Source organism: Segeticoccus rhizosphaerae (assembly GCF_005222685.1).
GTDB classification, from domain to species: Bacteria; Actinomycetota; Actinomycetes; order Actinomycetales; family Dermatophilaceae; genus Segeticoccus; species Segeticoccus rhizosphaerae.
Window position 1 is genome coordinate 44,058 of sequence record NZ_SWMA01000021.1, and the last position, 22,235, is coordinate 66,292.

Below are 22,235 nucleotides of genomic sequence, written 5' to 3' on the forward strand. Positions count from 1 at the left end.
ACGTCACCGAATCCGCGCGAGTGGACTCGTCGAAGGGGCGTCCGGTCGAGGGAACGGGAGCGCGGGCGCGGGCTGCGGCGCTGGACGCGGCCGATCCGCTCGCCGGGTTCGTCGACCGGTTCCTGCCAATGGGCGCGGCCGGACCCGCCGGTGACCTGGCGGCGGGACACGGCGCTCCGGTGGTGGCCTACCTCGACGGCAACTCTCTCGGCCGCCCGCCGCGGGAGGTCGCCGAGCGGATGCAGGACCTGATCACGGCGACGTGGGGGAGCCGGCTGATCCGGGGCTGGACCGATGAGTGGATGACCTGGCCGGAGACGGTCGGTGACCTCGTCGGGGGATCGGTGCTCGGCGCCGCCCCCGGGCAGACGGTGGTCGCCGACTCGACCACGGTCATGCTCTACAAGCTCGCCCGAGCCGCCGTCGCAGCGCGCCCCGGCCGCCACGAGATCGTCCTGGACACCGACAACTTCCCCACGGACCGCTACGTGCTGGAAGGCATCGCGCAGGAGCGCAGCCTGAGGCTGCGCTGGGTGGAGACCGATCCCGCGGAGGGGATCCGGCCCGAACAGGTCGCCGGCGCGGTCGGCCCGGACACCGCCCTCGTGGTCTTCAGCCACGTCGCCTACCGCTCTGGATGGCTGGCGGACGCCGAGGCGATCACCCGGATCGCGCACGACGCCGGCGCGCTGATGCTGTGGGACCTGTGCCACTCCGCCGGGTCGGTGCCCGTGGAGCTCGATCGGTGGAGCGTCGACCTGGCGGTGGGGTGCACCTACAAGTACCTCAACGGCGGGCCGGGGGCGCCTGCCTTCGGCTACGTCGCGGAGCGACTGCAGGGCGAGCTGCAGCAGCCGATCTGGGGCTGGATGGGTCGGCGCGACCCGTTCGAGATGGGGCCGGGCTACCGTCCGGCCGAGGGCATCCGGAGCGTGGTCAGCGGCACCCCGCCGATCATGGGCATGCTTCCGGTGCGTGTCGGCGTCGAGCTCGTGGCCGAGGCCGGCATCGAGGCGATCCGTGCGAAGTCCGTTGCGCTCACGCAGTTTGCGATCGAGATCGTCGACGGGTGGCCGAACGAGCTCGGGGTCGAGGTCGCCTCGCCCCGAGACCCGGCCCGACGCGGTAGCCACGTCACCCTCCGCCGCGCCGACTTCCGCGAGGTCAACGAGGCGCTCTGGGAGAGGGGAGTGATCCCCGACTTCCGCGAGCCGGACGGCATACGGATCGGGCTCTCGCCGCTGTCCACCACCTTCGCCGAGGTGGAGCAGGCGCTCGCGATCATGCGGGAGGTCCTGGAGTCCCGGCCCGTGGCGACCGACTCGTCCTCGGCCCGGGCCGGCGCAGCCGGACCGTGAGCGCCCGGCTGGACGAGCTGCGCCCCACCCGCGGCGACAGCTCGCTGATGCGCACCTTCATCGGCTCGTTCCTGCGCGAGATCGGTGGCTGGGTCGCTGTGGCCGACCTGGTGAACCTCTTTGAGGGACTGGGCGTCTCGGGCGCCAGCGTGCGCACCAACCTATCGCGGCTCAAGGCCAAGGGGTTGCTCGTGCCGCAGGCACGCGGCGCCACCGGGTACGCCCTTGCCGACGAGGCGGAGGTGATGCTCGCCCGCGGCGACCGGAGGATCTACGGCTACCACCAGATGCGCGTCGGCGACCCCTGGATGGTGGTCGTCTTCTCGGTCCCCGAGGCACACCGGCACCTGCGGCACCAGCTACGGACCCGACTGACGTGGCTCGGCTGCGGCGCGATGACGCCCGGTGCGTGGATCGGCCCCGGGCACCTCATCGAGGAGACCCGCGAGGTGCTGGCCGAGGTCGACCTGCTGCGCTACACGACGATCCTGTGCACGCAGGAGCCGCTGGTCGACGGAGACCTCGCCGATGCGGTGGCCCGGTGGTGGGACCTGCCTGCCCTCGGTGGCCGGTATGACGTGTTCACCAGTGAGTTCGAGCCGGTCGCCGCCCGCTGGCGTGTGGCAGGCGACGAGGACCGTGCCGCGGGCCGCGGCCAGCCTGCGATGGCGGACTGGCAGGCTGCTGCGGGCAACGAGGCGGTGGACGGTCCCGCGGCGTTCGCGGACTACGTGCGGGCGCTCGATGCCTGGCGCTCGATCCCCTACCTGGACCCGGCGCTGCCGCCGGAATACCTGCCCCACGACTGGCCGGGGCAGCGGGGCGTGGCGCTCTTCGCCGAGCTGCACGAACGGCTCTCGGGGCCGAGCCTGTCCCACGTGCTGGCGGTGACCGGCCGGCACGCCGCCGCTGGTTAGCATCGGGGCGTGACCCACTACGACCTGGCCATCATCGGTAGCGGCTCCGGCAACTCGCTCGTCACCCGCGACTTCGACGACAAACAGGTCGCGGTCATCGAGGCAGGCATCTTCGGCGGCACCTGCCTCAACGTGGGCTGCATCCCGACCAAGATGTATGTCTACCCCGCCGACGTCGCCACGGCGGTCGGCGAGGTCGGCCGGCTCGGCGTGGACGCCCATGTCGACGGCGTGCGGTGGAGGGAGATCCGCGACCGCATCTTCGGCCGGATCGACCCGATCTCGGCAGGGGGACTGGACTACCGGCGCGACGGCGACAACACGACCGCCCTGCTCGGGCGTGCGACCTTCACCGGGCCGCGTGCCATGGACGTGGACGTCGAGGGGACCATCGAGCACGTCACCGCTGACCAGGTGGTCATCGCCGCCGGCACCCACGCCGACGTCCCACCGGAGGTGGCCGAGTCTGGCGTGCCGTTCCACACCTCCGACACGATCATGCGGATCGATGAGCTGCCGCGCCGACTGCTGATCCTCGGCTCAGGTTTCATCGGCGCGGAGTTCGCGCACGTGTTCGGCGCCTTCGGCACGGAGGTGACGATGGTCGGCCGCAGCAACGCGGTGCTGCGACACCTCGACGCCGACATCAGCCAGCGGTTCACCGAGCTGGCACGCGGTCGCTGGGACGTCCGGCTCGAGACCAAGCTGGTCAAGGTCACCGGGGACGCGGACGGCGTCCGGCTGCACTTCGCCGACGGCACCCATGCCGACGGTGACCTGCTGCTCGTCGCGACCGGTCGCACGGCCAACACCAGGGGTGTGGGGCTGGACCTCGCCGGCGTCGAGCTGCACGACGACGGTCGGGTCAAGGTCGACGCCCACGGCCGCACCACGGCCGAGGGCGTGTGGGCGCTGGGGGACGTGTCCTCGCCCTACCAGCTCAAGCACGTGGCCAACCACGAGGCGCGCATCGTCGCTCACAACCTCGCCCACCCGGGCGACCTCCGCCCGATTGACCACCGCTTCGTGCCGGAGGCCGTCTTCACCCATCCCCAGGTGGCCGCGGTCGGGCTCACCGAAGAAGAAGCACGTGCTGCCGGGCACGACGTGGTGACCAAGGTGCAGGACTACGGGGACACGGCATACGGCTGGGCGATGGAGGACCGCACCGGTGTCTGCAAGTTGGTTGCGGAGCGCACCACCGGACAACTGCTCGGCGCGCACATCATGGGCCACGAGGCGTCGATGCTGATCCAGCCGCTGGTCCAGGGCATGTATGCCGGGCAGACCGTGCGCGAGATGGCGCAGGGGCAGTACTGGATCCACCCCGCGCTCACCGAAGTCGTCGAGAATGCCCTGCTCGGCCTCCAGCTGGCGCCCGACGCGGATACGCGGGTCTACCCCCTGCAGTAACCCGGCGGCCGGGCACGCCGACGCGCCCCGCCGGTGATGGCGGGGCCGGTGCGGCGGAGTCAGGGTTCGGTCTCGTCCGGGCGAGCACCGACGTTGGGCTGGTAGAGCCACCCCGAGCCGACCGTCGCACTGCTGCTCGAGGCCCCGGGGCCTTCGCGACGCGACCCGCCGCCACCGTTGTCACGCGGCCCTCGGCCACCCGGACCCGGCCCGCCGCCACCGTTGTCGCCCTCACCGCGTTCATCGCGTTCATCGCGTTCGTCGCGCCCGTCGCACTGGCCGGGGCAGGTCGTGATCTGCGGCGGGTAACCGGTGTCCGAGGTGGGCGGCTCCGCACGAGGAGTGGTGTCCCAGACCACCTGGTGGTCGACGATGGAGGCGCCGAGATTGTCTCGGTGGACGATCGTATGGTGTCGCTGGCACAGCAGGGCAGCGTTGGTCAGCGCGGTCCTGCCGCCGTCGATCCAGTGAACCAGGTGATGTGCCTGGCACCAGGTCGCCGGTCGTCCGCAGCCAGGGAAGGTGCAGCACCGGTCCCTGGCCACGATCGCTGCCCGCAACGGGCCGTCGAACAGGCGTTTCTCGGTGCCCCAGTCGAGGATCTCCGCGCCACCGCCCAGGACCGCAGGGATCACGTCGGCGTCGCAGGCGAGCCGCCTGGCCGTCCCGGCATCCAGGAGCTCGCCCTCGCGGGTGGTGGCGGAACCGGTGCCCGAGAGGAGGTCGGCCATCGACATGGTCAGGATCAGCTTGGTCGTCGCGGTCGACGAGGTGCTCGGATCGGTGGCCGCCGTGCGCTTGACGATCTCGACCAAGGCCTCGGCGCGGCGACGGGCGGGCGTGCGCTCGTCCCGGAGCTGCTCGCCGGTGTCGGGGTCGACACCGGGCTGGGGCGCGGAGAGGGTGGCCAGCGCGGCATCCAGGGCCGCGGCGTATTCAGGGCACAGGTGGATCAGGTAGCGCCGCACCCCGTCGGGGAGGGTGGAGACGTCCAGGGCATTGAGGCCGTGGGCCTTCTCGCCCTTCTGGTTGGCCTCGGCGGAGCCGTACTGCTGGCGCAGCCGGTCGGACAGTCGTCGGAGGTCGGCGCCGGTCGCGCCACCCATCAACGCGCTGAGATACCAGCCCAGCACCTCGTCGTAGTCGACGTCCAGGTCGAGGTCGGGCAAGATCTTGGTGACCTCGCGCAGCGCCGTCGCGGCGGCCTTGGTCGTCGCCGCACCCGATGCCACCAGGGACTGCAGGAGTTGGTGACGCGGCTGCTGGGTGCACGCCTTCGCGACCTGCCCCACGGCTGCCGCCTCCGCCGGCTCGAGCCTCAGGACCTGGGCACGGAGCCACTGCCCCTCTGACGCCTGCTGCGACTCGCTGACCACGCCCCGCTGTGCCGCATCCCTGGTGGCCAGCACGGTGGCGATGTCCACCCCTGAGCGCACCACGTCGAGATGGCTGATCAGGGCGGCGAGGTCGTCCGACCCGACCGACCACAGACCGGCCGCGACCGTCCGCAGATCCGCCGCGGTGCGCGACAATCGCTCACGCGCCGCAGCAACCTCAACCGCGTCGACCCGCGGCAGGCCCTCCGGGCCCCACCTCACCCGACCCGCTCGCAGCTGCCGCCGCCGCGACGTCGGAGGCATCCAGCGGACGCTCCGGCATCCCGTGTCCGCCACCGAGGCCGAAAGCACCACCCGTGCCTGAGCCGGTGTCGCCCCCGCGGGGGAACGGTGGTCCGCTGTGCTTCATGACTTCACCCTAGAGGTGACCACCGACAACCCACTCAGCCCGAATCAACAGCACTGCCAGTCGGATCCGTCGACCAAGTTGTCCACAACCCCTACCCGAGACGCCCCACTGTCCACAGGCGGAGACGAGCCCGTGGACGGGAGCCAGTCACCCGGCATACGGGATCCTTGGACAGCGGCCCGCGTGTGGCAGACGCCAGCCCGGGCACCCACGGCCCCGATGGTCGGCGTTGGCGGCCCTCCGGCTCGGCTCAGCGCCCGGACGGTGTGCAGATGCAGGAACGGTTGCCGTCGGCGTCCTCGACCACCCAGTAGGCCGGCGCTGCCTTGTCGCTGACCAGCCGGCCGCCCGCGTCGAGGACCGCCTGGAGGCGACGTTCTGCCTCGTCGTGCGGGACCCACACGTCGAAGTGCCAGCGCTGCTCGAAGGACTGCTCGGGAAGGGCCCACTCCGCGTCGGTTTCGCCGGGGTCCTGCCACCACACGGTCGGGACCTGACCACTGCGGTCGACCGGTTCGCCGTGGTCCACCTGCCCGCCGAGCAGGGCTGCATAGAACGGTGCCAGGCGTTGCCCCGCGGCCGTGTCGAGTCCCAGCTCGAGCTGGGTCAGGCCGGACACGTCGGCCTCGATGCCGAGCTGCGCCGCGTGGTCGCTGATCTGCCGCGCCAGCTCCAGATCGCGTCCCGTGACGCCCTGCACGTCGTGGCTCGTCAGCGTCACGATGACGTCCGTGTAGGTCAGCGTGATGTCGGGGTGGTGGTCGGCCGCCTCGGCGGCCTCCCCGATCTTGTCCACCAGGGCCAGCCCGGTGGCGAAGTCGCCGGTCCGAAAGCGTGCCTTCAGCCGCCCGAGGATCTGCCGCCAGTCGTCCAGGCCGGCCTCGCGTACCTGGACCTCGGTCAGCCGTTGCTGCGTCATGCTCATCACTCCGCTCCGGATGTGCCTGTATGCCGTCACGCTAGGTCAGATCTCGGACGAACCGCGTCCTCAACGCCGAGCTGATCGTTCGACGCGCCCTAGCCACTCCGTGACCAGGGCGCGGAGGAGGTCGGGCTGTTCGTGAGGCAGGGCATGCCCGGCGTCGTCCAGCACGGCCAGTGAGGCGTGCGCGTAGTGGTCGACGAGGTCAACCGCGCCCCGGTAGCCGACGCTCGAGTCCAGCCGCCCCGCCACGATCAGCGTGGGACCTGCAAAGACGGACCCCTCACCGGGGGCGAGCTCCCATCGCTCGCCGATTCGCGCCATCGCGGCCTGGTCGACCAACGCGGCCGCAGGAGCGACATGGCGCTCATAACGCTCGAGCATCTCCGGCGTGTGGATCACGAAGTAGCTGCGGAAGCCCTCGTCGCCCACCTCGTCCGGTCCGACAACGACGCGGTGTGGCGGAACGTCGCGCGTGCCCGGCAGCAACGGACAGACCAGCGTGAGACCGGCGACCTGCGCCGGCGCCCTGTCGGCCATCGACTGGGCGTAGTAGGCACCCGCCGAGTGACCGATGAGCAGGTAGCCGTCGCCGGCGACCGCACGGGCGAATTCGAGGAGAGTGGCCAGGACGTCCTCGGCGCTGCGCAGGTCATCGGGAGCGACCGTTCGACCCATGCCGGGAAGATCCGGATAGATCCGCCGCAACCCTGCACCGTCGCGCAGGATCGGCTCGAAGCAGGCCTCGGTCTCGCGGTGGTCGACCCCAGCGCCGTGCAGCACGAGCACCGGCCGGCCGGCTCCGTGCTCGACATACTGGACCGTGACCTCGCCCGCTCGAGTCTCCACGGCGACTACCCAATCACGCGGGCGCAAGGGGTGCTGTCCGCCCGAGCCTCAGAGCTTGCGGCGGCGACGACTCCGGCGCCCTGGGCCGCGTCGCGGGCGCCTGCGCAGCGCGGGTGGTTAGTCTCTTCCGCATGTCAACCGAGGGCGGCACCAAGGCGATCATCGCAGCTCTGCTGGCCAACACCGGCATCGCGATCACCAAGTTCATCGCGTTCCTGCTGACCGGGTCCAGCTCGATGCTCGCCGAGTCGGTGCACTCGGTGGCCGACTCCGGCAACCAGGGGCTCCTGCTGCTGGGCGGCAAGCGCAGCAAGCGCAAGGCCACGCCCGAGCACCCCTTCGGCTTCGGGCGCGAGCGCTACGTCTACGCGTTCATCGTCTCGATCGTGCTGTTCAGCGTCGGCGGCCTGTTCGCGCTCTACGAGGCCTGGCACAAGTGGGCCGACCCGCACGGCCTCGAGGGCAAGTGGTGGTGGGTCCCGATCGTGGTGCTGCTCGTCGCGATCGGCATGGAGGGCATGTCCTTCCGCACGGCCGTGAAGGAGAGCAACCACACCCGTGGCGAGCAGTCCTGGCCGAAGTTCATCCGCAGCGCCAAGGCGCCCGAGCTGCCGGTCATCCTGCTCGAGGACTTCGCCGCGCTGCTCGGCCTCATCTTCGCGCTCTTCGGCGTGGGGCTGACGCTGCTCACCGGCAACGGCAAGTGGGACGCCGTGGGCACCGCAGCCATCGGATTCCTGCTCGTGGCGGTGGCGATCACGCTCGCCGTCGAGATGAAGTCGCTGCTGATCGGCGAGTCCGCGGGCCTCGACGTCATCCACAAGATCCGCGACGCCCTCGAGTCGGACACCACGGACGCCGTCACCCGGGTGATCCACATGCGCACCCTGCACCTCGGGCCCGAGGAGCTGTTGGTCGCGGCCAAGCTCGGGGTCGGCCGCCGGGAGCACGGCGACGAGATCTCCTCGGCCATCAACGACGCCGAGCAACGGGCCCGTGCGGCCGTCCCCGGCCTCACCCTGGTGCTCTACCTCGAGCCCGACATCGACCGCGGCAGCGCCGAGCCCGCGCCGTGGGAACGCGCCGAGGCACCCTGACCACATGACGAGTCCAACACCCCTGGCGCCGGCCGACGCCGACCTGGTGATCTTCGACTGTGACGGCGTCCTGGTCGACAGCGAACGCCTCACCGCGGTCGTCGAGGCCCGCATGCTCACCGAGATGGGCTGGCCGATGACCCAGGAGGAGCTCGTCCGCCGCTTCATGGGCGCCACCAGCGCCGCGATGCTGGCCGAGGTCGAGCGTCACCTGGGACCGGAGCGCACCCGCGAGTTCGACGAGCGCTCCACCGCCGAGGTCCAAGCGTCGTTCGAGAGTGACCTGCGGGCGGTGCCCGGCGTCCGCGAGCTCGCCGAGGCCCTGATCGCGGCCGGCACCCTCACCTGCGTCGCCTCGAGCGGGTCACACGCCAAGATGCGCAAGACCCTGGGCCTCACCGGGCTGTGGGAGCTGTTCGACGGCCGCATCTTCAGCGCAGACGAGGTGGAGCACGGCAAGCCCGCACCCGATCTCTTCCTGTATACCGCGACTCGCCTCGGCGTCGAGCCGCACCGGTGTGTGGTGGTCGAGGACAGCGCCTTCGGGGTGCGGGCCGCGCGGGCGGCCGGGATGACGGCATACGGCTTCGGTGGTGGCCTGACCCCGCACGCCGAGCTTGCCGAGGCGGGAGCGATCGTCTTCGACCAGATGCGTGACCTGATGCCCGACACGACGCCGGACCCGACGCGTGAGCCGCTGCGCCAGAGCCCTCGCTAGGGCGGTCGCTGTCCCCATCTAGCCGAGGTGGAAGGACCCGATGACGGCGAGTCCGCTGAGGACCCCGACGACGCTGAGCGCGAGGCACGCGGCGAGGGCCGACCACAGCCAGGCGCGCCGGCGCGGCGCCGCGACGAAGGCCAGGCCGAGAGCCGCCCACAGGAGGCCCTCGACAAGGAACCACGGCTCGTTCAGCAACACGTCCTGGAGGTCGGCGGCCCGGCGGTCCACCGAGAGCCACACGCTGCTCGGCAGGTGCGTCGGATGAACGCCGGTCAGGCTGAGCACCCTCAAGATGATGTCGACGACGGCGTGCATGCAGCAGCCGACAGCGGCCACCCACGCGAGCACCGGAACGGCGGCCCGAGCCGGGCGCACCCGCACCAGCACAACCGGCACGATCGCGGCGAGCAGGATGATCGCGGCGCCGAGGGCATTGATGACGCGAAACTGTGTCTCGGAGCGTGGTTCGCCGATCATGCCGAAGGTGCCACCGACTGCGTAGTAGGCGCGGTAGCAGGCGTAACCGAGGCCCCACAAGCCAAGAGCGACGGAGATCCTCTGCCGCAACGCCGACGGCGGGACTGCAGGATCCCGGGCTGCCTGTCGGGATCGATCGCGCGCGACGGGGCGCTCCGTGTGGGTCATTCCTGGTCCTCCTGCAGACGCTGTCCCATTCCTGCCGGCTCCTCCGGCAGCGTGGCGAAAGGTGCACCTTCACTGTGTCCACGCTGGCGCCACAGCGCATCGACCCCAGGTCGCGACCGCATCATCCTCGAGGATGATCTGTCGACTGCTGACCCGACTTGCGGGTATGCCGTGTGGCTGGGCGAGCGGCGCGGCCGCCGCGCGCGGGCGGCGGGCGGACGGCATACGGGCATAGACTGGCGGTTGCCGGCGTGGGTGATGACCCGCGAGAAGATGCGCCCAGAGGGGCTACGCCGGGTCTGCCAACCGACCGTAAGACGACCAGGAGCACTTTTCCTATGTCCTTTGACCACAAGGTTCGCGACCTCAGCCTCGCCGAGGCCGGCCGTCACCAGATCCGCTTGGCCGAGCAGGAGATGCCCGGCCTGATGTCCCTGCGGGACGAGTTCGCCGCCAGCCAGCCCCTCAAGGGAGCGCGCATCGCCGGCTCGCTGCACATGACCGTGCAGACCGCGGTGCTGATCGAGACCCTCACCGCGCTCGGCGCCCAGGTGCGCTGGGCCTCCTGCAACATCTTCTCCACCCAGGACGAGGCGGCCGCCGCGGTCGTCGTCGGCCCGCACGGCAGCCCCGACGACCTGCAGGGTGTGCCGGTCTTCGCCTGGAAGGGCGAGACGCTGGAGGAGTACTGGTGGTGCACCACCCAGATCCTCACCTGGCCTTCTGATGATGCTGCGGGGCCCGGCCCGAATATGGTTTTGGACGACGGCGGCGACGCGACGATGCTCGTGCACAACGGCGTCAAGTGGGAGGCGGCCGGCGTCGTGCCCACCGCCACCGACGAGGACCCCGAGGAGTTCCAGGTCGTGATGGGGGTCGTGCGCGAGACCCTCAGGACCGAGCCGCAGAAGTGGACCAAGATCGCCCAGGGCATCAAGGGGGTCACCGAGGAGACCACGACCGGTGTCCACCGGCTCTACGAGATGCAGAAGGCAGGAACGCTGCTCTTCCCGGCGATCAACGTCAACGACTCGGTCACCAAGTCGAAGTTCGACAACAAGTACGGCTGCCGCCACAGCCTCATCGACGGCCTCAACCGCGCCACCGACGTGCTCATCGGCGGCAAGGTCGCGGTCATCTGCGGCTACGGCGACGTCGGCAAGGGCTGCGCCGAGTCGCTGCGCGGCCAGGGCGCCCGCGTGATCATCACCGAGATCGACCCGATCTGCGCGCTGCAGGCGGCGATGGAGGGCTACCAGGTCGCCCAGCTCGACGACGTCGTCGAGACCGCCGACATCTTCGTCACCACGACCGGCTGCTTCAACGTCATCTCGGCCGGCCAGATGAGCCGGATGAAGGACAAGGCGATCGTCGGCAACATCGGCCACTTCGACAACGAGCTCGACATGGCCGGCCTCGCCAGGGTCAAGGGCATCACCAAGACCGAGATCAAGCCGCAGGTGCACGAGTGGACGTTCAATGATGATTCAGCGGGCACTTCCCATTCGATTATCGTGCTGTCGGAGGGCCGGCTGCTCAACCTGGGCAACGCCACGGGCCACCCGAGCTTCGTCATGAGCAACTCGTTTGCCAACCAGACGATCGCCCAGATCGAGCTGTGGACCAAGCCGGGTGACTACTCCAACCAGGTCTACGTGCTGCCCAAGCACCTCGACGAGAAGGTTGCCCGCCTGCACCTCGACGCCCTCGGCGTCCGGCTCACCGAGCTGACCAAGCAGCAGGCCGACTACCTCGGCGTCGACGTCGCCGGCCCCTACAAGCCGGAGCACTACCGCTACTGATCCTCAGGCGCCCGGCTTCCTCTGCCGGTCGAGCAATTGCCAGGTATGCCGTCCGCTCGAGTGAGCGGACGGCATACCTGCGTCTGGGGGCGGGTTGGCACGGTGGCGCGGGCTGGGTGACCGTTTCGCGCCAAGGGTCCTTCGACGGTGGGGGAGGGCTGCGGAGATCGGTCCCGGCGTCAGCGGGTTCGCGGTGCATACATGATGACGGCGACGCCGACCAGGCAGATGAGGGCGCCCGCGATGTCGTAGCGGTCCGGCCGGTAGCCGTCGAGTGCCATGCCCCACGCTAGCGAGCCGGCGACGAAGACACCGCCGTAGGCAGCGAGGATCCGGCCGAAGTCGGCGTCCGGTTGCAAGGTGGCGACGAAGCCGTAGAGGCCGAGCGCGATGACGCCGGCGCCCATCCAGAGCCATCCCCTGTGTTCGCGGACTCCCTGCCAGACCAGCCAGGCGCCACCGATCTCGGCGATGGCGGCGGCGACGAACAGAGCAATCGACCTGAGGGTGTCCACCTGGCCATCCTGTCAGCGCATCGCCCCCCGGCCGCTGCCCCTGGGGCCGCCGCCGCGCCCGGGAGGACGGGCTTCAACGTGAACCGCTGGACCGACCGCTCGGCGGGCAGCCGTCACCGTGGGACCCCATCTCCGCGGACCCGCTGGGAAGGGACGGGAGTGACTGTTGTGCGCGGGCCCCAGGTGCGGTGGGACAGGACCAGGAGATGCCCGTCCGGATCCTTGATCGTGACGCCCCACTGGTCCCAGTAGGGGTTGCGGGACGGGACGACCGTCCCGCCGTGGGCGCAGATCCTGTCGACCCACTGCGGGTCGGCAGACTCGCCGAGGTAGAGCACGAGGAGGTCCTCGGCGCTCGGGCGACTCTCAGCCGCCGCCGCAGGATCGTCGACGATCTCCAAGTGCCATACCGCACCGGCGACACCGACCATGAGGAGTGCGTGTTCGCCGGCGTGCGGGTGGTCGTTGCGCCACAGCGCCTCGAGGCCCACGCCTTCGACCCAGAAGGTCTCGGTCGTGTCCAGGTCCTTCGTGGGCCGCACGATGCGGAGCGTCGACGATGCGGGTAGGCCGTCCATGAGACTAAGACTGCAGCCTCAGGTGGACTTGAGGTCAATCGCCCGGACAGCACCCGGACCGACATCCTGACTCACCTGACGTCGGTTCAAGGCGCTCGGAGCAGGGTGTAGCCCGCATCCGAACCGTCCGACCGCCAGGACAACCGCTGTTGAAGCGCGGTTGCGAGCGGTGAGCCGGTCTCCACCAGCGCCACCTTTGCGCCCGACGACCGTACGAACTCGTCCCACCCACGGTCGGCACGCAGTGCGCCCATGTAGTCCTCAACATACGAAACCGCATAGACCTCAGTCCGCCCGTCAATCACGAGGTCGAGATTTGGGTGCTGCCAGAGCAGCCAACCGCCGAGGAAGTACGCGTCCAGCATCACGGTGCCTGATGGGAGCTGTGAGAGTTTGCCGTTTAGCGCGCTGGGGAATGCGGCTGCCGAAGGCGCGCTCGGGCCCGGAACGATTGCCGCGACGACCATGCAGAGTGCTGCCACACCGAAGACAAAGATCCTCTCCGCTCTGGCGAAATGGGGTCGGGACTGCTTGAGCAGGACTTGCAGACAGCCGGCAAAGAGTGGTGCGGTCATTGCGGCGCCGACAGCAACGGTGCGTCCGTATAGCAGCGTCCATCCCAGGGCAACGACCAGGACGGCGATCTGATGCCAAGGAGTTGGGCGCGCCGAACGTACCCAAGTTATTGCCACGACCAGCGCCATGGTCAGTGTGGCCATTGGGGCAGGGTCTGTGATGACCGGCGCGACCCACTCCGCGACGAACTGGGCGTAACCGCGGACAGACAACGGAGAGATCAGCAGCTGCGGGCCCACGGGAGTCAAGGCTGCCGCGACCATGCATCCCACTGGCACCAGGGCAAGACGAAACGCCTGTCGAACGTTGACACGATGCTCCAGGGCAAGGCCGACGATCACCGCCGTACCGACCAGGACTCCCGTGAACCACATCCCGTGTGAGCTAGCCCAAAGCCATGTCACTGGGACCATCCACCACCGTGGGCGCAGGTCTCGCGCCGTCGCGAGCCATGCCGCGGTGTAGAGGGTCAGCAGGGCGAAGGAGACGATCTGTGGTCGAGGCGAAAGACTAGCGCTCATGCCTATGAGGCCTATGGCGGTGGCAGCGGTTGCAGCGAGTGGGCCCGCCTCTCGCCTGGCAGCCACGAAGAGGCTCACGGTGACGAGTACCAGACCCAGACAAAAGACCCATGAGACGCCGGCAAGGCCGAAGGTGGCCGCGAACCGGCTCATCACCACTTCGGGTAACCACTCGTGCAATACCCAGAGGCGGGATGAAAAGCTACTCCAGGGCTCCGGGCCGGTGAAGTGGCCACTCTGCAGCAGGTAGTTTCCGGCGCGCAGGTGCCACCAGGTGTCAGGGTCGCTCAGGGGCTGTCGCCCCAGAACAACAACGGACACCAGTATCAAGGCGAGTGCCGGCAGCGGGATCCACGCGGGAAGGGGCCGTCCACCGGTCTGTGTCGAACCGAGACGCCGCGTGGCCACCTCGTGCAGGTCGACAGTCATGGGCCCACTATCGAGACGACCCGAGCGGTTTCGCCATCGGCTGTTCGGGTGAATTTCTCCAGTCTCGTGCTTTCGCTGCCGAGGCCATCGCGACCCACGCCTAGGACCTAGCGATCACGGGTTGGGATCTCCTTGCGGGCGTCGGTGTGTGTCTGTGGGGGAAGATGATGCGACGATGGCCTCCACACCGGCGAGGGAAGGACTGTGCCGTGAAGGGAAGCGTGCTCGTCGTCGACGACGACCTCGCACTGGCAGAGATGCTGGGCATCGTGCTGCGCAACGAGGGCCTCGAGGTGACGCACTGCGCAGAGGGGGGCACTGCGGTGGAGGCGTTCCACGAGGCCAAGCCCGATCTCGTGCTGCTCGACGTCATGCTGCCCGGCCTCGACGGGATCGAGGTCTGCCGGCGTCTGCGGGCCGAGTCCGGTGTCCCGATCGTGATGCTCACCGCCCGCACCGACACGGTGGACGTCGTGGTGGGCCTGGAGGCCGGTGCCGACGACTACGTACTCAAGCCGTTCAAGCCGCAGGAGCTCATTGCGCGGGTGCGGGCGCGTCTGCGGCGCACCGACGAGCCCGAGCCCGAGCGGCTGGAGGTCGGCGACCTGGTCATCGACGTGGCCGGACACTCCGTCAAGCGCGACGGCAAGCCGCTCTCGCTCACCCCCCTCGAGTTCGACCTGCTGGTGGCGCTGGCGCGCAAGCCGTGGCAGGTCTTCACCCGGGAGATCCTGCTCGAGCAGGTGTGGGGCTACCGCCACGCCGGCGACACCCGGCTGGTCAACGTGCACGTGCAGCGGCTGCGCTCCAAGATCGAGCGCGACCCCGAGCACCCCGAGATCGTCGTGACCGTGCGTGGCGTCGGCTACAGGGCGGGCCCGGCCTAGGGCGATGGTCCAGATCAGCCCGCCCGCGGAGGCTGAGACGACGCAGCGCAAGGACCCCAAGGCTCCGATAGTCCAGGACCTCGAGCGGCTCCTCGCGGCGCTACGGCGAGGAGCACTCGCCTTCTTGCACTGGCTCACCCGGCTCTGGCGCTCGTCGCTGCAGCTGCGGGTGGTCCTGCTGACCATGCTCCTGGGCACGGTCATGGCGCTGTTGCTCGGCTCCTATCTCTACCAGCGGATCGCCGACGGCCTCGTGCAGGCGCGGATCTCTTCCGCCCAGCAGGAGGCGGCGCAGCAGACCCGCTCCGCACAGGCCAAGTTCACCGGAGCGGATCGCACCGACCGTGACAGCCTCAAGAGCCTGGCCGGTGACATCGTGCAGTCCAGCGCCTCCCCGGGCGAGGACAACTCGCGCGAGGTCATCCTCACCCGCGCGATCACCAACCAGCGCAATGTCATCGTGCCGACCGTGATCTCCGGCGGCAGCGGCAACATCGGGCTGCCCAGCATCCCGCAGGACGCGCGCAACCAGCTCGCCAGGAACAGCACCCACCAAGCGGTCAAGATCATCACCGTGAAGGACCAGCAGAACCGGATGGTCCCCGCCGTGCTGGTCGGGTCACGCGTCGACATCCCGACCGCCGGGGACTACGACCTGTATTTCGTGTTCCCCATGGAGAGCGAAGAGGCCACCCTCGCCGTGGTCCAGCGCACCTTCAACCTCGGTGGCGTCGCGCTGATCCTGCTGGTCGGCGCGGTGGCCTGGATGGTCACTCGGCTCGCAGTCGAGCCGGTCCGCCGCGCCGCCCACGTCTCCGAGCGGCTGACCTCCGGCGCGCTCGACGAACGGATGAAGGTGCGGGGGGAGGACGACCTGGCCCGGCTGGCGACCTCGTTCAACGCGATGGCCGACAGCCTCCAGTCGCAGATCCGCCAGCTCAAGGACCTCTCCGCGGTGCAGCAGCGCTTCGTTTCCGACGTGTCGCACGAGCTGCGCACCCCGCTGACGACGATCCGGATGGCCGTCGACCTGCTCCACGCGGCACGAGCCGACTTCGAGCCGTCGGTGTCCCGCTCGGCCGAGCTGCTGCACGACGAGCTGGACCGTTTTGAGGCCCTGCTGGCCGACCTGCTCGAGATCAGCCGGTTCGACGCCGGAGCGGCAGCCCTGGACCTCGAGGACACCGACCTGCGCGACTCGGTGGCGCGGACTGTCGAGGCCGCGCAGCACCTCGCCGCCCGGCGTGGCAGCGAGCTGCAGATTGTGGCTCCCCAACAACCATGTATGGCGCAGGTCGACTCCCGGCGGATCGAGCGCATCCTGCGCAACCTCGTGGTCAACGCGATCGAGCACGGAGAAGGTCGGCCCGTGACGGTCACCGTGGGGGTCAACGGGACCGCAGCCGCAGTCATGGTGCGCGACCGAGGAGTGGGGTTGCGACCGGGTGAGGCCGGCCTGGTCTTCAACCGCTTCTGGCGTGCCGACCCCGCCCGCGCCCGGACCACGGGTGGCACCGGTCTCGGACTCTCGATTTCCCTCGAGGACGCCCGACTGCATCAGGGCTGGCTGCAGGCGTGGGGCGAGCCGGGTGAGGGCTCGTGCTTCCGGCTGACCCTGCCGACCAAGCCCGGTGTGCCGATCGGCCAATCCCCGCTGCCGATGGATCGGTCGACGTCGTGAGACGGCGGACCCTGCTGGCGGCCGTGCTCGCGCTGTTGATGACGCTCACGGCCTGCGCTGGCCTGCCCTCCGAGAGCGAGGTCAAGCCTGGTCTGGCCCTCGGCCCCGGGCCGGGGGAACCGTTCCGCATCGACTACGACGGACCCCGTGCCGGCGCCTCGCAGAACGACATCGTCAGGGGCTTCCTCCGCGCGGGTGCTGGCTTCGAGAACGACCACGAGGTGGCGCGGCAGTTTCTCACCGCCCGCCTCGCGGAGAAGTGGGTGCCCGAGCGCAAGGTCGTCGTCCACACCGGCGAGACCAACTTCACCGTGAAGCACCAGCCGCCCGACCACGTGACGGTAGGGGTGAAGGCTGTGGCGACGGTCAACTCACAGGGCTACTACACCGACCTGTCCGCCAGCGCGCACCGCTCGGCGAGGTTCACCCTCCAGAAGGTCGAAGGCCAGTGGCGCATCTCTGCCCTGCCGAAAGGCTTCGGGCTGTGGGTGAGCGCGCTCGACTTCGAGCGGCTCTACCAGGCGTTCGGCGTCAACTACATCGACCCGAAGACCCGCGCGATGGTCCCGGATGTGCGGTGGTTCCCCACCGGACCCGGCCTTGCCACGAGCCTGGCGCGCGCGCAGCTCGAGCCGGTGCCGGCCTACCTGCGGGGTGCGGTCGAGACCGGCGTGCCGTCCGGCGCGTCGATGGCCGTCGACGCCGTGGCCATCGAGGACGGCACGGCCACCCTCGACCTCAACGCGCGCGCGCGAGACGCCGACGTCGAGCATCGCAAGATGATGTGGGCGCAGTTCCTGACCACGCTGGACCAGTCGCCCTCGGTGCGCCGGTTGACCATCCGGGTGGACGACGCGCCGCTCGAGGTGCAAGGCCTCTCGCACAGCCCCACCGATCCGAGCGATGTGGGCTATGGCCTCACGGCGCCGGTGGACCAGCCGGCGTTGCTGCGCTCCGGCACCGAGCTCACTCGGGTGGACGCGACCCGGATCGACCTGCCGCCGGTGCACCCCAAGTCCGCGCCCGAGCTGCCGCAGGTGCCCATCGGGTGGATCGGGCTCGCGGCATCACCCAGCGGCGACCAGCTCGCGGCGATCGGCGGTGACCACAAGGACCTGGGCCGGTGGGAGGGCGAGACCTTCCACATGGTGCCCCGCTTCGCCACCGACCTGACCGAGCCGAGCTTCGGCAGCCAAAACGGCCTCTGGGTCGCCGGCCAGGCAGGGGGACGCAGCCGTCTGTGGGTTATCAACACGATCACGACGATGGCCGATGCGTTGCCGGAGGAGGTGGCGGTGCCGTGGCTCGGCGACCGGCAGATCATCGACTTCCGGATGTCCCGCACCGACCAGCGCGCCGTGATCGTCCTGCACGACCCGAAGACCGACCGCGACCAGGTCGCGATCACCGCGGTGAAGCGTGACCGCCATGGCAACCCAGTCGGGCTCACCCCGCCCAAGCGGATCGGCTCCACCTTGATCTCCGTGACCGACGTGGTCTGGGTGTCGGACCGGTCGGTGGCGGTGCTGGGGCGCACCTCCACCAGGGAGCGGATCCGTCCCTTCGTCATCGACATCGGCGGCCAGCTCACCCCGCTCAACCCGGTCGAGGGCGCGCGCTCCATCACGGCCACCGGCCAGGGCGGCTCGCAGGGCCTGCTGGTCGTGACCGACCGCGACAAGGTCCTCACCCGGGCGGGTGCGAGCTGGCCCGAATACGGTCCCGGCACCGACATCGTCGTCCCGGGTTCCTGAGTTCCCTCCACACCCCTCTTCTGCGAACGGCCTTGATCCACGAGGCGCCTCGCTCGTTCCCGGGGCTCCGGATGCAGTGACATCGTGGCGGCATGGCTACGTCCGACCTTGTTCCTCGGGACCAGCGCGGGCTGCTGCGACGCTGCCTGGGCGAGCTGGCCGGTCTAGCCCTGCCGTCGAGCTGCGGTGGTTGCGGGTCGCCCGGTCGTCCGTGGTGTGACGAGTGCGAGGCTCAGCTGCGGGACGGGAGCGCCGGCTGGCCGCGGCCGGCGCGACCCGATCCGATGCCGCAGGGCTGTCCGCCCGTGTGGGCGAGTGGACCGTATGCCGGGCCTTTCCGAGGCGCGCTGGTCGCCTTCAAGGACGGTGACCGGCGCGATCTGGTGCACGTCCTCGCGCCCCTGCTCGCGGCTGCTCTGCAGGCTGCGCTCGCGGAGGATGTGGTTGTGGCGGCGGCGTTGCAAGCGGGCCGGCCGGTGTGGTTGGTGCCGGCGCCGTCTTCACCCCAAGCGGTCCGTAGTCGCGGCGACGTCCCGCTGAATATATTGTTGGGCAAGGCGATTCGCGAAATTCAGGTCAGGGGCTCAAGCCCGTTCGATCACAGGTCGATATATGTGGCAAGATGTCTTCGGCTGACCCGGCGGGTAGCGGATCAAGCCGGGCTGGACAGCGTCGAACGCGCCGCCAACCTCGACCGCGCGATGGCCGTGCGGGCTCGTTGGGCCGGCTGCCCGGGGGGCTCGGCGTGTGTGCTGGTCGACGACGTGTTGACGACGGGGGCGACCCTGACCGAAGCGGCCAGAGCGCTTCGTGAGGCCGGCGCAGGGCACGTGGTAGGGGCCACCGTGGCGGCCACCCAGAGGCGTCGGGGTCATCCGTTCGGATGACCCCCATTGTCGTCCGAAGAGGCAGCCACAAAGGGGCGGAACAGCCGATGGTGCGTGGACCTCGCGCCGGGCAATCTAGGTGATGTCGCGGACCACCTCCCGGGCCGCACCACCCAAGCCCTTGAAAGGGGATTCGACATGACCTCTGCACTCGTCAAGCTCCAGACCCGCGCCTTCCACCTCCTCCAGGACAAGAAGGACCGCGGCGCCACTGCGGTGGAGTACGGCATCATGGTCGCGCTCATCGCGGCCATCATCATCGTCGTCGTCGCGGCAGTTGGCCAGAAGATCCTGGGCGCGTTCAACCTCGTCAACACCAACCTGCCGTGATCCAGCGGTACTCCACGGTCAGCCGGCACGGCGACCGTGGTGCCACGGCCGTGGAGTACGCGCTCATGGCCGGCCTCATCGCTGGCATGATCATCGCAATGGTGACTGTTGTCGGCATCAGGGTCCAAGGGCTTTTCGCCTCGGTCCCACCGTTCTAGGCCGAAGTCCGGCGGCGTTCCTCTTTCGCGGGCGCCGCCGGACCGGCTCTTGCGCTGGTTATCAGCGCAGGTATTCCTCAACACACCACCAGGAGCCCGGCCATGAGACGCCGACGCAGAGAAGGTCACGACCGCGGCGCAGCCGCGGTTGAGATGGCTCTCGTGCTGCCACTCCTGATTGTCCTGCTCTTCGGCATCATCGACTTCGGCCGCATCTACACGGCTCAAATCCAACTCAGTCAAGCGGCCCGCGAGGGAGTCCGCATGGAGTCGCTCGGCTTTCCGGGCGATGTCTCCACGAGAGCGCACGCAGCTGCCCCAGGGCTTTCCAGTATGACCGTTGCCGTGACTCGGGCGTGCCCGGCAGCTCCCTTGCCGAACGACTCTGCAGAAGTGACGGTCGGTTGGCACCCGACTGGTCTGATCCTGGTCGGCTGGATTCCCGGCATTGACCGCAATTACCCCCAGACGGCGACGATGAGGTGTCAAGGATGAAGCCCTTCGCAAGCCGGGACCGCGAGCGCGGGGCTGTTGCCCTAATCGTGGCCGTGGTGCTCGGTATGGGCTCCTTGCTCGGGATGGCCGCCCTCACGGTCGACGTCGGCGCCATGTCTCACGAGCGACGTCAATTGCAAAACGGCGCCGACGCTGGTGCCTTGGCCGCTGCGCTGCAATGCGCGAAGACCAATGCCTGCCCTAGCGATTCAAGTCCCGACCTCAAGAACCTCGCCGACGCCAACGACAACAGCGACACCAATACCGCACTGGCACGGAGCGACGGTGGGCCAGCTGTCTGTGGTCACGATCCCAACAACACCCTCCCATCTTGCGGCACCGTGGCATCGAAACTACTGCAGAACTGCCCAGACGCCAACCTGCCAGCGGATTCCAACTTCGTCCGCGTCTACACCCGTACTCCCGTTGGCGACACCCTCCTTCCCTCAATCTTCGCCCAGTCATTGACCGGCAGCTCAACCGGCACTTTCCACCAGGCCTGTGCAGCCGCTGCCTGGGGACCGCCGGCGAATTTCATTTCGACTCTGCCGTTTACTCTCTCCGCGTGTGAATGGCGTGACGCCACCGGAAGTGGCGCCACCTACCCCACGGCAGAGATCGCGATCGAACTCAACGGTAGCAACGACGCGCCGTGCAGCTTCAATGGTCATGACCAACCTGGTGGTTTCGGCTGGCTCGCCCCAACACCCAACTGTCAGAGCAAGGTCGACGCCAATGGCTGGGTCAGCGTGTCGACCGGTGTAAGCCCGCCGAGCGGCTGCAGCGACTCTATAAAAGCTACCGTCGGACAGGTTGCATACGTGCCGGTGTACGACTGTCAGTCGAATTTAAAGGTCCTGTGTGACAACACGGCTAACGGTAGCAACGCCAACTACCACATCCTTGGTTTGGCAGCCTTCTTCATTACGGCCGTCGATGTCACGGGTCAGCTTAAGGCGAACCTCCCGGGATATCCGACAGCTGCAGCGAAAGCAGCATGCCAGGCCAAGGGCGGAAACTGTCTCTACGGATATTTCCTGAAGGATTTGGTGCCGACTGGCACCGTGATTGGCCCCCCCGGCACACCAAACCTGGGTGCCACGGTTATTCAGATGGCGGGATGAGGAACTGACATGAAGCGTCGAGTGGTGGCGATCGTGATCGCCCTGGTCGTGGCGGTGGTGGGAGCGGGAGCCGTCGTGGCTTATGCTCAGTCTGCCGACAAGCGGGCGGTGGCCGGCCAAGAGGTCTCCACTGTCTACATCGCCAAGAAGGCGGTGCCGGAGGGCACCACGTTGGCCAAGGCAGTCGACGGCGCCTTCATCGTGCCGGAACAGGTTGTAGCCAAGGGCGTGCCCGACGGCGCGATGACGAGCGTCGAGCCAGCAACGCGCTCATTGGTCGCCGAGTCCGATATACAGATTGGTGAAGTCGTGCTCACCGATCGCTTCGGTACTGCCAAGGCGACGAAGAAGGTCACCTTGCCGCTGGTGCCCAAGGGCATGGTGGCGATCACGGTGAGCCTGTCGGACCCTCAGCGGATCGCGCCTCTGCTCAAGCCTGGATCTCAGATCGTCATCTACGACACCTTCAATGCTCACGACCCCAAGGCTGACAAGTTGACGCCCAATGGAGAGCACTTGGCGGACAAGCCCGAGTACCTGCACGCCACCCGCATCCTGCTGACCGGCGTCAAAGTCATCGCAGTCGGCACCACCCGGGAAGGCGCTCCTGCTCCGGCACCTACCGCCACCGAAGGTAAGGACAAAAGCGCCGGCACGACTCCAGATGACGAGCTGCAGGCATTGGTGACCGTGGCAGTCTCTCCAAAGGACTCCCTCCGCCTGGTACACGGCATCCAGACCGGCACGCTCTACGCCGGCCTGCTCGGCAAGGACGCCAAGCCGGACACCGCGACGGACGTCAACGACAACACCGTCCTCGGAAAGTGAGG

At 68.9% G+C, this 22,235-nt stretch carries 22 protein-coding genes; 15 read left to right on the plus strand and 7 right to left on the minus strand.

Translation table 11 applies throughout. The annotated features are described in order from the left end of the window. Positions 1-20: 20 nt before the first annotated feature. Genes kynU through FCN22_RS14170 form a run of 3 tightly spaced genes read left to right on the plus strand, consistent with a single transcriptional unit; the run spans position 21 to position 3,688 of the window. Entirely contained in the window at positions 21-1,358 is a 1,338-nt protein-coding gene (kynU, locus tag FCN22_RS14160) for a kynureninase (protein WP_137122241.1), read from the plus strand. After that, positions 1,355-2,275, plus strand: coding sequence for a PaaX family transcriptional regulator (locus FCN22_RS14165; RefSeq protein WP_137122209.1), 921 nt, complete (start codon positions 1,355-1,357; stop codon positions 2,273-2,275). The genes kynU and FCN22_RS14165 overlap by 4 nt, the downstream gene beginning before the upstream one ends. A gap of 9 nt (positions 2,276-2,284) precedes the next feature. Further along, the gene (locus FCN22_RS14170) at positions 2,285-3,688 is read left to right on the plus strand and encodes a mycothione reductase (RefSeq protein WP_137122210.1); all 1,404 of its coding nucleotides are present in this window, start codon (positions 2,285-2,287) and stop codon (positions 3,686-3,688) included. A 59-nt stretch (positions 3,689-3,747) separates the two neighbouring features. Here the strand turns inward: FCN22_RS14170 and FCN22_RS14175 are convergent, their stop codons facing one another. From FCN22_RS14175 to FCN22_RS14185, 3 genes are all read right to left on the minus strand, one after another. After that, a complete protein-coding gene (locus FCN22_RS14175) occupies positions 3,748-5,328 on the minus strand; it encodes an HNH endonuclease signature motif containing protein (RefSeq protein WP_137122211.1) in 1,581 nt (526 codons plus the stop codon). 356 nt (positions 5,329-5,684) lie between these two features. Further along, positions 5,685-6,353, minus strand: a complete 669-nt coding sequence (locus FCN22_RS14180; RefSeq protein WP_202911581.1) for a 4a-hydroxytetrahydrobiopterin dehydratase — start codon at positions 6,351-6,353, stop codon at positions 5,685-5,687. A gap of 69 nt (positions 6,354-6,422) precedes the next feature. Beyond that, a complete protein-coding gene (locus tag FCN22_RS14185) occupies positions 6,423-7,205 on the minus strand; it encodes an alpha/beta fold hydrolase (protein ID WP_137122213.1) in 783 nt (260 codons plus the stop codon). Positions 7,206-7,336: 131 nt separating this feature from the next. On the opposite strand from FCN22_RS14185, the gene FCN22_RS14190 reads away from it, so the two are divergent. Beyond that, positions 7,337-8,302, plus strand: coding sequence for a cation diffusion facilitator family transporter (locus FCN22_RS14190; protein WP_137122214.1), 966 nt, complete (start codon positions 7,337-7,339; stop codon positions 8,300-8,302). A 4-nt stretch (positions 8,303-8,306) separates the two neighbouring features. Beyond that, positions 8,307-9,020, plus strand: coding sequence for an HAD family hydrolase (locus FCN22_RS14195; RefSeq protein ID WP_137122215.1), 714 nt, complete (start codon positions 8,307-8,309; stop codon positions 9,018-9,020). An 18-nt stretch (positions 9,021-9,038) separates the two neighbouring features. Here FCN22_RS14195 and FCN22_RS14200 read toward each other — a convergent pair whose 3' ends face one another. After that, entirely contained in the window at positions 9,039-9,668 is a 630-nt protein-coding gene (locus FCN22_RS14200) for a hypothetical protein (protein WP_137122216.1), read from the minus strand. A 338-nt stretch (positions 9,669-10,006) separates the two neighbouring features. Here FCN22_RS14200 and ahcY point away from each other — a divergent pair, with 338 nt between their 5' ends. Continuing rightward, entirely contained in the window at positions 10,007-11,470 is a 1,464-nt protein-coding gene (gene ahcY, locus FCN22_RS14205; protein WP_137122217.1) for an adenosylhomocysteinase, read from the plus strand. Positions 11,471-11,649: 179 nt separating this feature from the next. Here the strand turns inward: ahcY and FCN22_RS14210 are convergent, their stop codons facing one another. The 3 genes from FCN22_RS14210 to FCN22_RS14220 all read right to left on the minus strand — a co-directional run bounded on the left by FCN22_RS14210 (position 11,650) and on the right by FCN22_RS14220 (position 14,089). Further along, positions 11,650-11,985, minus strand: coding sequence for a YnfA family protein (locus FCN22_RS14210; RefSeq protein ID WP_137122218.1), 336 nt, complete (start codon positions 11,983-11,985; stop codon positions 11,650-11,652). A 113-nt stretch (positions 11,986-12,098) separates the two neighbouring features. Continuing rightward, on the minus strand, positions 12,099-12,527 hold the full coding sequence (locus FCN22_RS14215) for a VOC family protein (protein ID WP_202911582.1): 429 nt from the start codon (positions 12,525-12,527) through the stop codon (positions 12,099-12,101). Between the two features lie 122 nt (positions 12,528-12,649). Then, positions 12,650-14,089 carry a hypothetical protein gene (locus tag FCN22_RS14220; protein ID WP_137122220.1) on the minus strand — a complete coding sequence of 480 codons (1,440 nt, stop codon included), beginning with the start codon at positions 14,087-14,089 and terminating at the stop codon, positions 12,650-12,652. Positions 14,090-14,298: 209 nt separating this feature from the next. Here FCN22_RS14220 and mtrA point away from each other — a divergent pair, with 209 nt between their 5' ends. From mtrA to cpaB, 9 genes are all read left to right on the plus strand, one after another. Beyond that, the gene (mtrA, locus tag FCN22_RS14225) at positions 14,299-14,976 is read left to right on the plus strand and encodes an MtrAB system response regulator MtrA (protein ID WP_137122221.1); all 678 of its coding nucleotides are present in this window, start codon (positions 14,299-14,301) and stop codon (positions 14,974-14,976) included. Between the two features lie 4 nt (positions 14,977-14,980). Next, positions 14,981-16,657, plus strand: coding sequence for an MtrAB system histidine kinase MtrB (gene mtrB / locus FCN22_RS14230; protein WP_137122222.1), 1,677 nt, complete (start codon positions 14,981-14,983; stop codon positions 16,655-16,657). Next, positions 16,654-18,411: an LpqB family beta-propeller domain-containing protein gene (locus tag FCN22_RS14235; RefSeq protein ID WP_137122223.1), complete on the plus strand. Its 1,758-nt coding sequence runs from the start codon at positions 16,654-16,656 to the stop codon at positions 18,409-18,411. Before mtrB ends, FCN22_RS14235 begins: the two co-directional genes overlap by 4 nt. A 701-nt stretch (positions 18,412-19,112) precedes the next feature. Continuing rightward, positions 19,113-19,298, plus strand: coding sequence for a ComF family protein (locus tag FCN22_RS22850; RefSeq protein ID WP_373681323.1), 186 nt, complete (start codon positions 19,113-19,115; stop codon positions 19,296-19,298). 138 nt (positions 19,299-19,436) lie between these two features. After that, entirely contained in the window at positions 19,437-19,628 is a 192-nt protein-coding gene (locus FCN22_RS14245) for a Flp family type IVb pilin (protein ID WP_137122225.1), read from the plus strand. Next, the gene (locus FCN22_RS22555; RefSeq protein ID WP_137122226.1) at positions 19,625-19,786 is read left to right on the plus strand and encodes a Flp family type IVb pilin; all 162 of its coding nucleotides are present in this window, start codon (positions 19,625-19,627) and stop codon (positions 19,784-19,786) included. The genes FCN22_RS14245 and FCN22_RS22555 overlap by 4 nt, the downstream gene beginning before the upstream one ends. A 102-nt stretch (positions 19,787-19,888) precedes the next feature. Beyond that, positions 19,889-20,281 (plus strand): TadE/TadG family type IV pilus assembly protein, encoded by a 393-nt coding sequence (locus FCN22_RS14255; protein WP_137122227.1) that lies wholly within the window; start codon positions 19,889-19,891, stop codon positions 20,279-20,281. After that, a complete protein-coding gene (locus FCN22_RS14260; protein WP_137122228.1) occupies positions 20,278-21,405 on the plus strand; it encodes a pilus assembly protein TadG-related protein in 1,128 nt (375 codons plus the stop codon). Before FCN22_RS14255 ends, FCN22_RS14260 begins: the two co-directional genes overlap by 4 nt. A 9-nt stretch (positions 21,406-21,414) precedes the next feature. Next, complete coding sequence (gene cpaB / locus FCN22_RS14265) at positions 21,415-22,233, plus strand: Flp pilus assembly protein CpaB (RefSeq protein ID WP_137122229.1); 819 nt, start codon at positions 21,415-21,417, stop codon at positions 22,231-22,233. The last annotated feature ends 2 nt before the right edge of the window (positions 22,234-22,235 follow it).

What these genes read in the sequence shown, in the direction of transcription:
- FCN22_RS14175 (WP_137122211.1), bottom strand. Translation starts at nt 5,328, where the DNA reads ATGCCTCCGACGTCGCGGCGGCGGCAGCTGCGAGCGGGTCGGGTGAGG.
- FCN22_RS14180 (WP_202911581.1), bottom strand. Translation starts at nt 6,353, where the DNA reads ATGACGCAGCAACGGCTGACCGAGGTCCAGGTACGCGAGGCCGGCCTG.
- FCN22_RS14190 (WP_137122214.1), top strand. Translation starts at nt 7,337, where the DNA reads ATGTCAACCGAGGGCGGCACCAAGGCGATCATCGCAGCTCTGCTGGCC.
- FCN22_RS14195 (WP_137122215.1), top strand. Translation starts at nt 8,307, where the DNA reads ATGACGAGTCCAACACCCCTGGCGCCGGCCGACGCCGACCTGGTGATC.
- FCN22_RS14200 (WP_137122216.1), bottom strand. Translation starts at nt 9,668, where the DNA reads ATGACCCACACGGAGCGCCCCGTCGCGCGCGATCGATCCCGACAGGCA.
- ahcY (WP_137122217.1), top strand. Translation starts at nt 10,007, where the DNA reads ATGTCCTTTGACCACAAGGTTCGCGACCTCAGCCTCGCCGAGGCCGGC.
- FCN22_RS14220 (WP_137122220.1), bottom strand. Translation starts at nt 14,089, where the DNA reads ATGACTGTCGACCTGCACGAGGTGGCCACGCGGCGTCTCGGTTCGACA.
- mtrB (WP_137122222.1), top strand. Translation starts at nt 14,981, where the DNA reads ATGGTCCAGATCAGCCCGCCCGCGGAGGCTGAGACGACGCAGCGCAAG.
- FCN22_RS22850 (WP_373681323.1), top strand. Translation starts at nt 19,113, where the DNA reads ATGGCCGTGCGGGCTCGTTGGGCCGGCTGCCCGGGGGGCTCGGCGTGT.
- FCN22_RS14245 (WP_137122225.1), top strand. Translation starts at nt 19,437, where the DNA reads ATGACCTCTGCACTCGTCAAGCTCCAGACCCGCGCCTTCCACCTCCTC.
- FCN22_RS14255 (WP_137122227.1), top strand. Translation starts at nt 19,889, where the DNA reads ATGAGACGCCGACGCAGAGAAGGTCACGACCGCGGCGCAGCCGCGGTT.
- FCN22_RS14260 (WP_137122228.1), top strand. Translation starts at nt 20,278, where the DNA reads ATGAAGCCCTTCGCAAGCCGGGACCGCGAGCGCGGGGCTGTTGCCCTA.
- cpaB (WP_137122229.1), top strand. Translation starts at nt 21,415, where the DNA reads ATGAAGCGTCGAGTGGTGGCGATCGTGATCGCCCTGGTCGTGGCGGTG.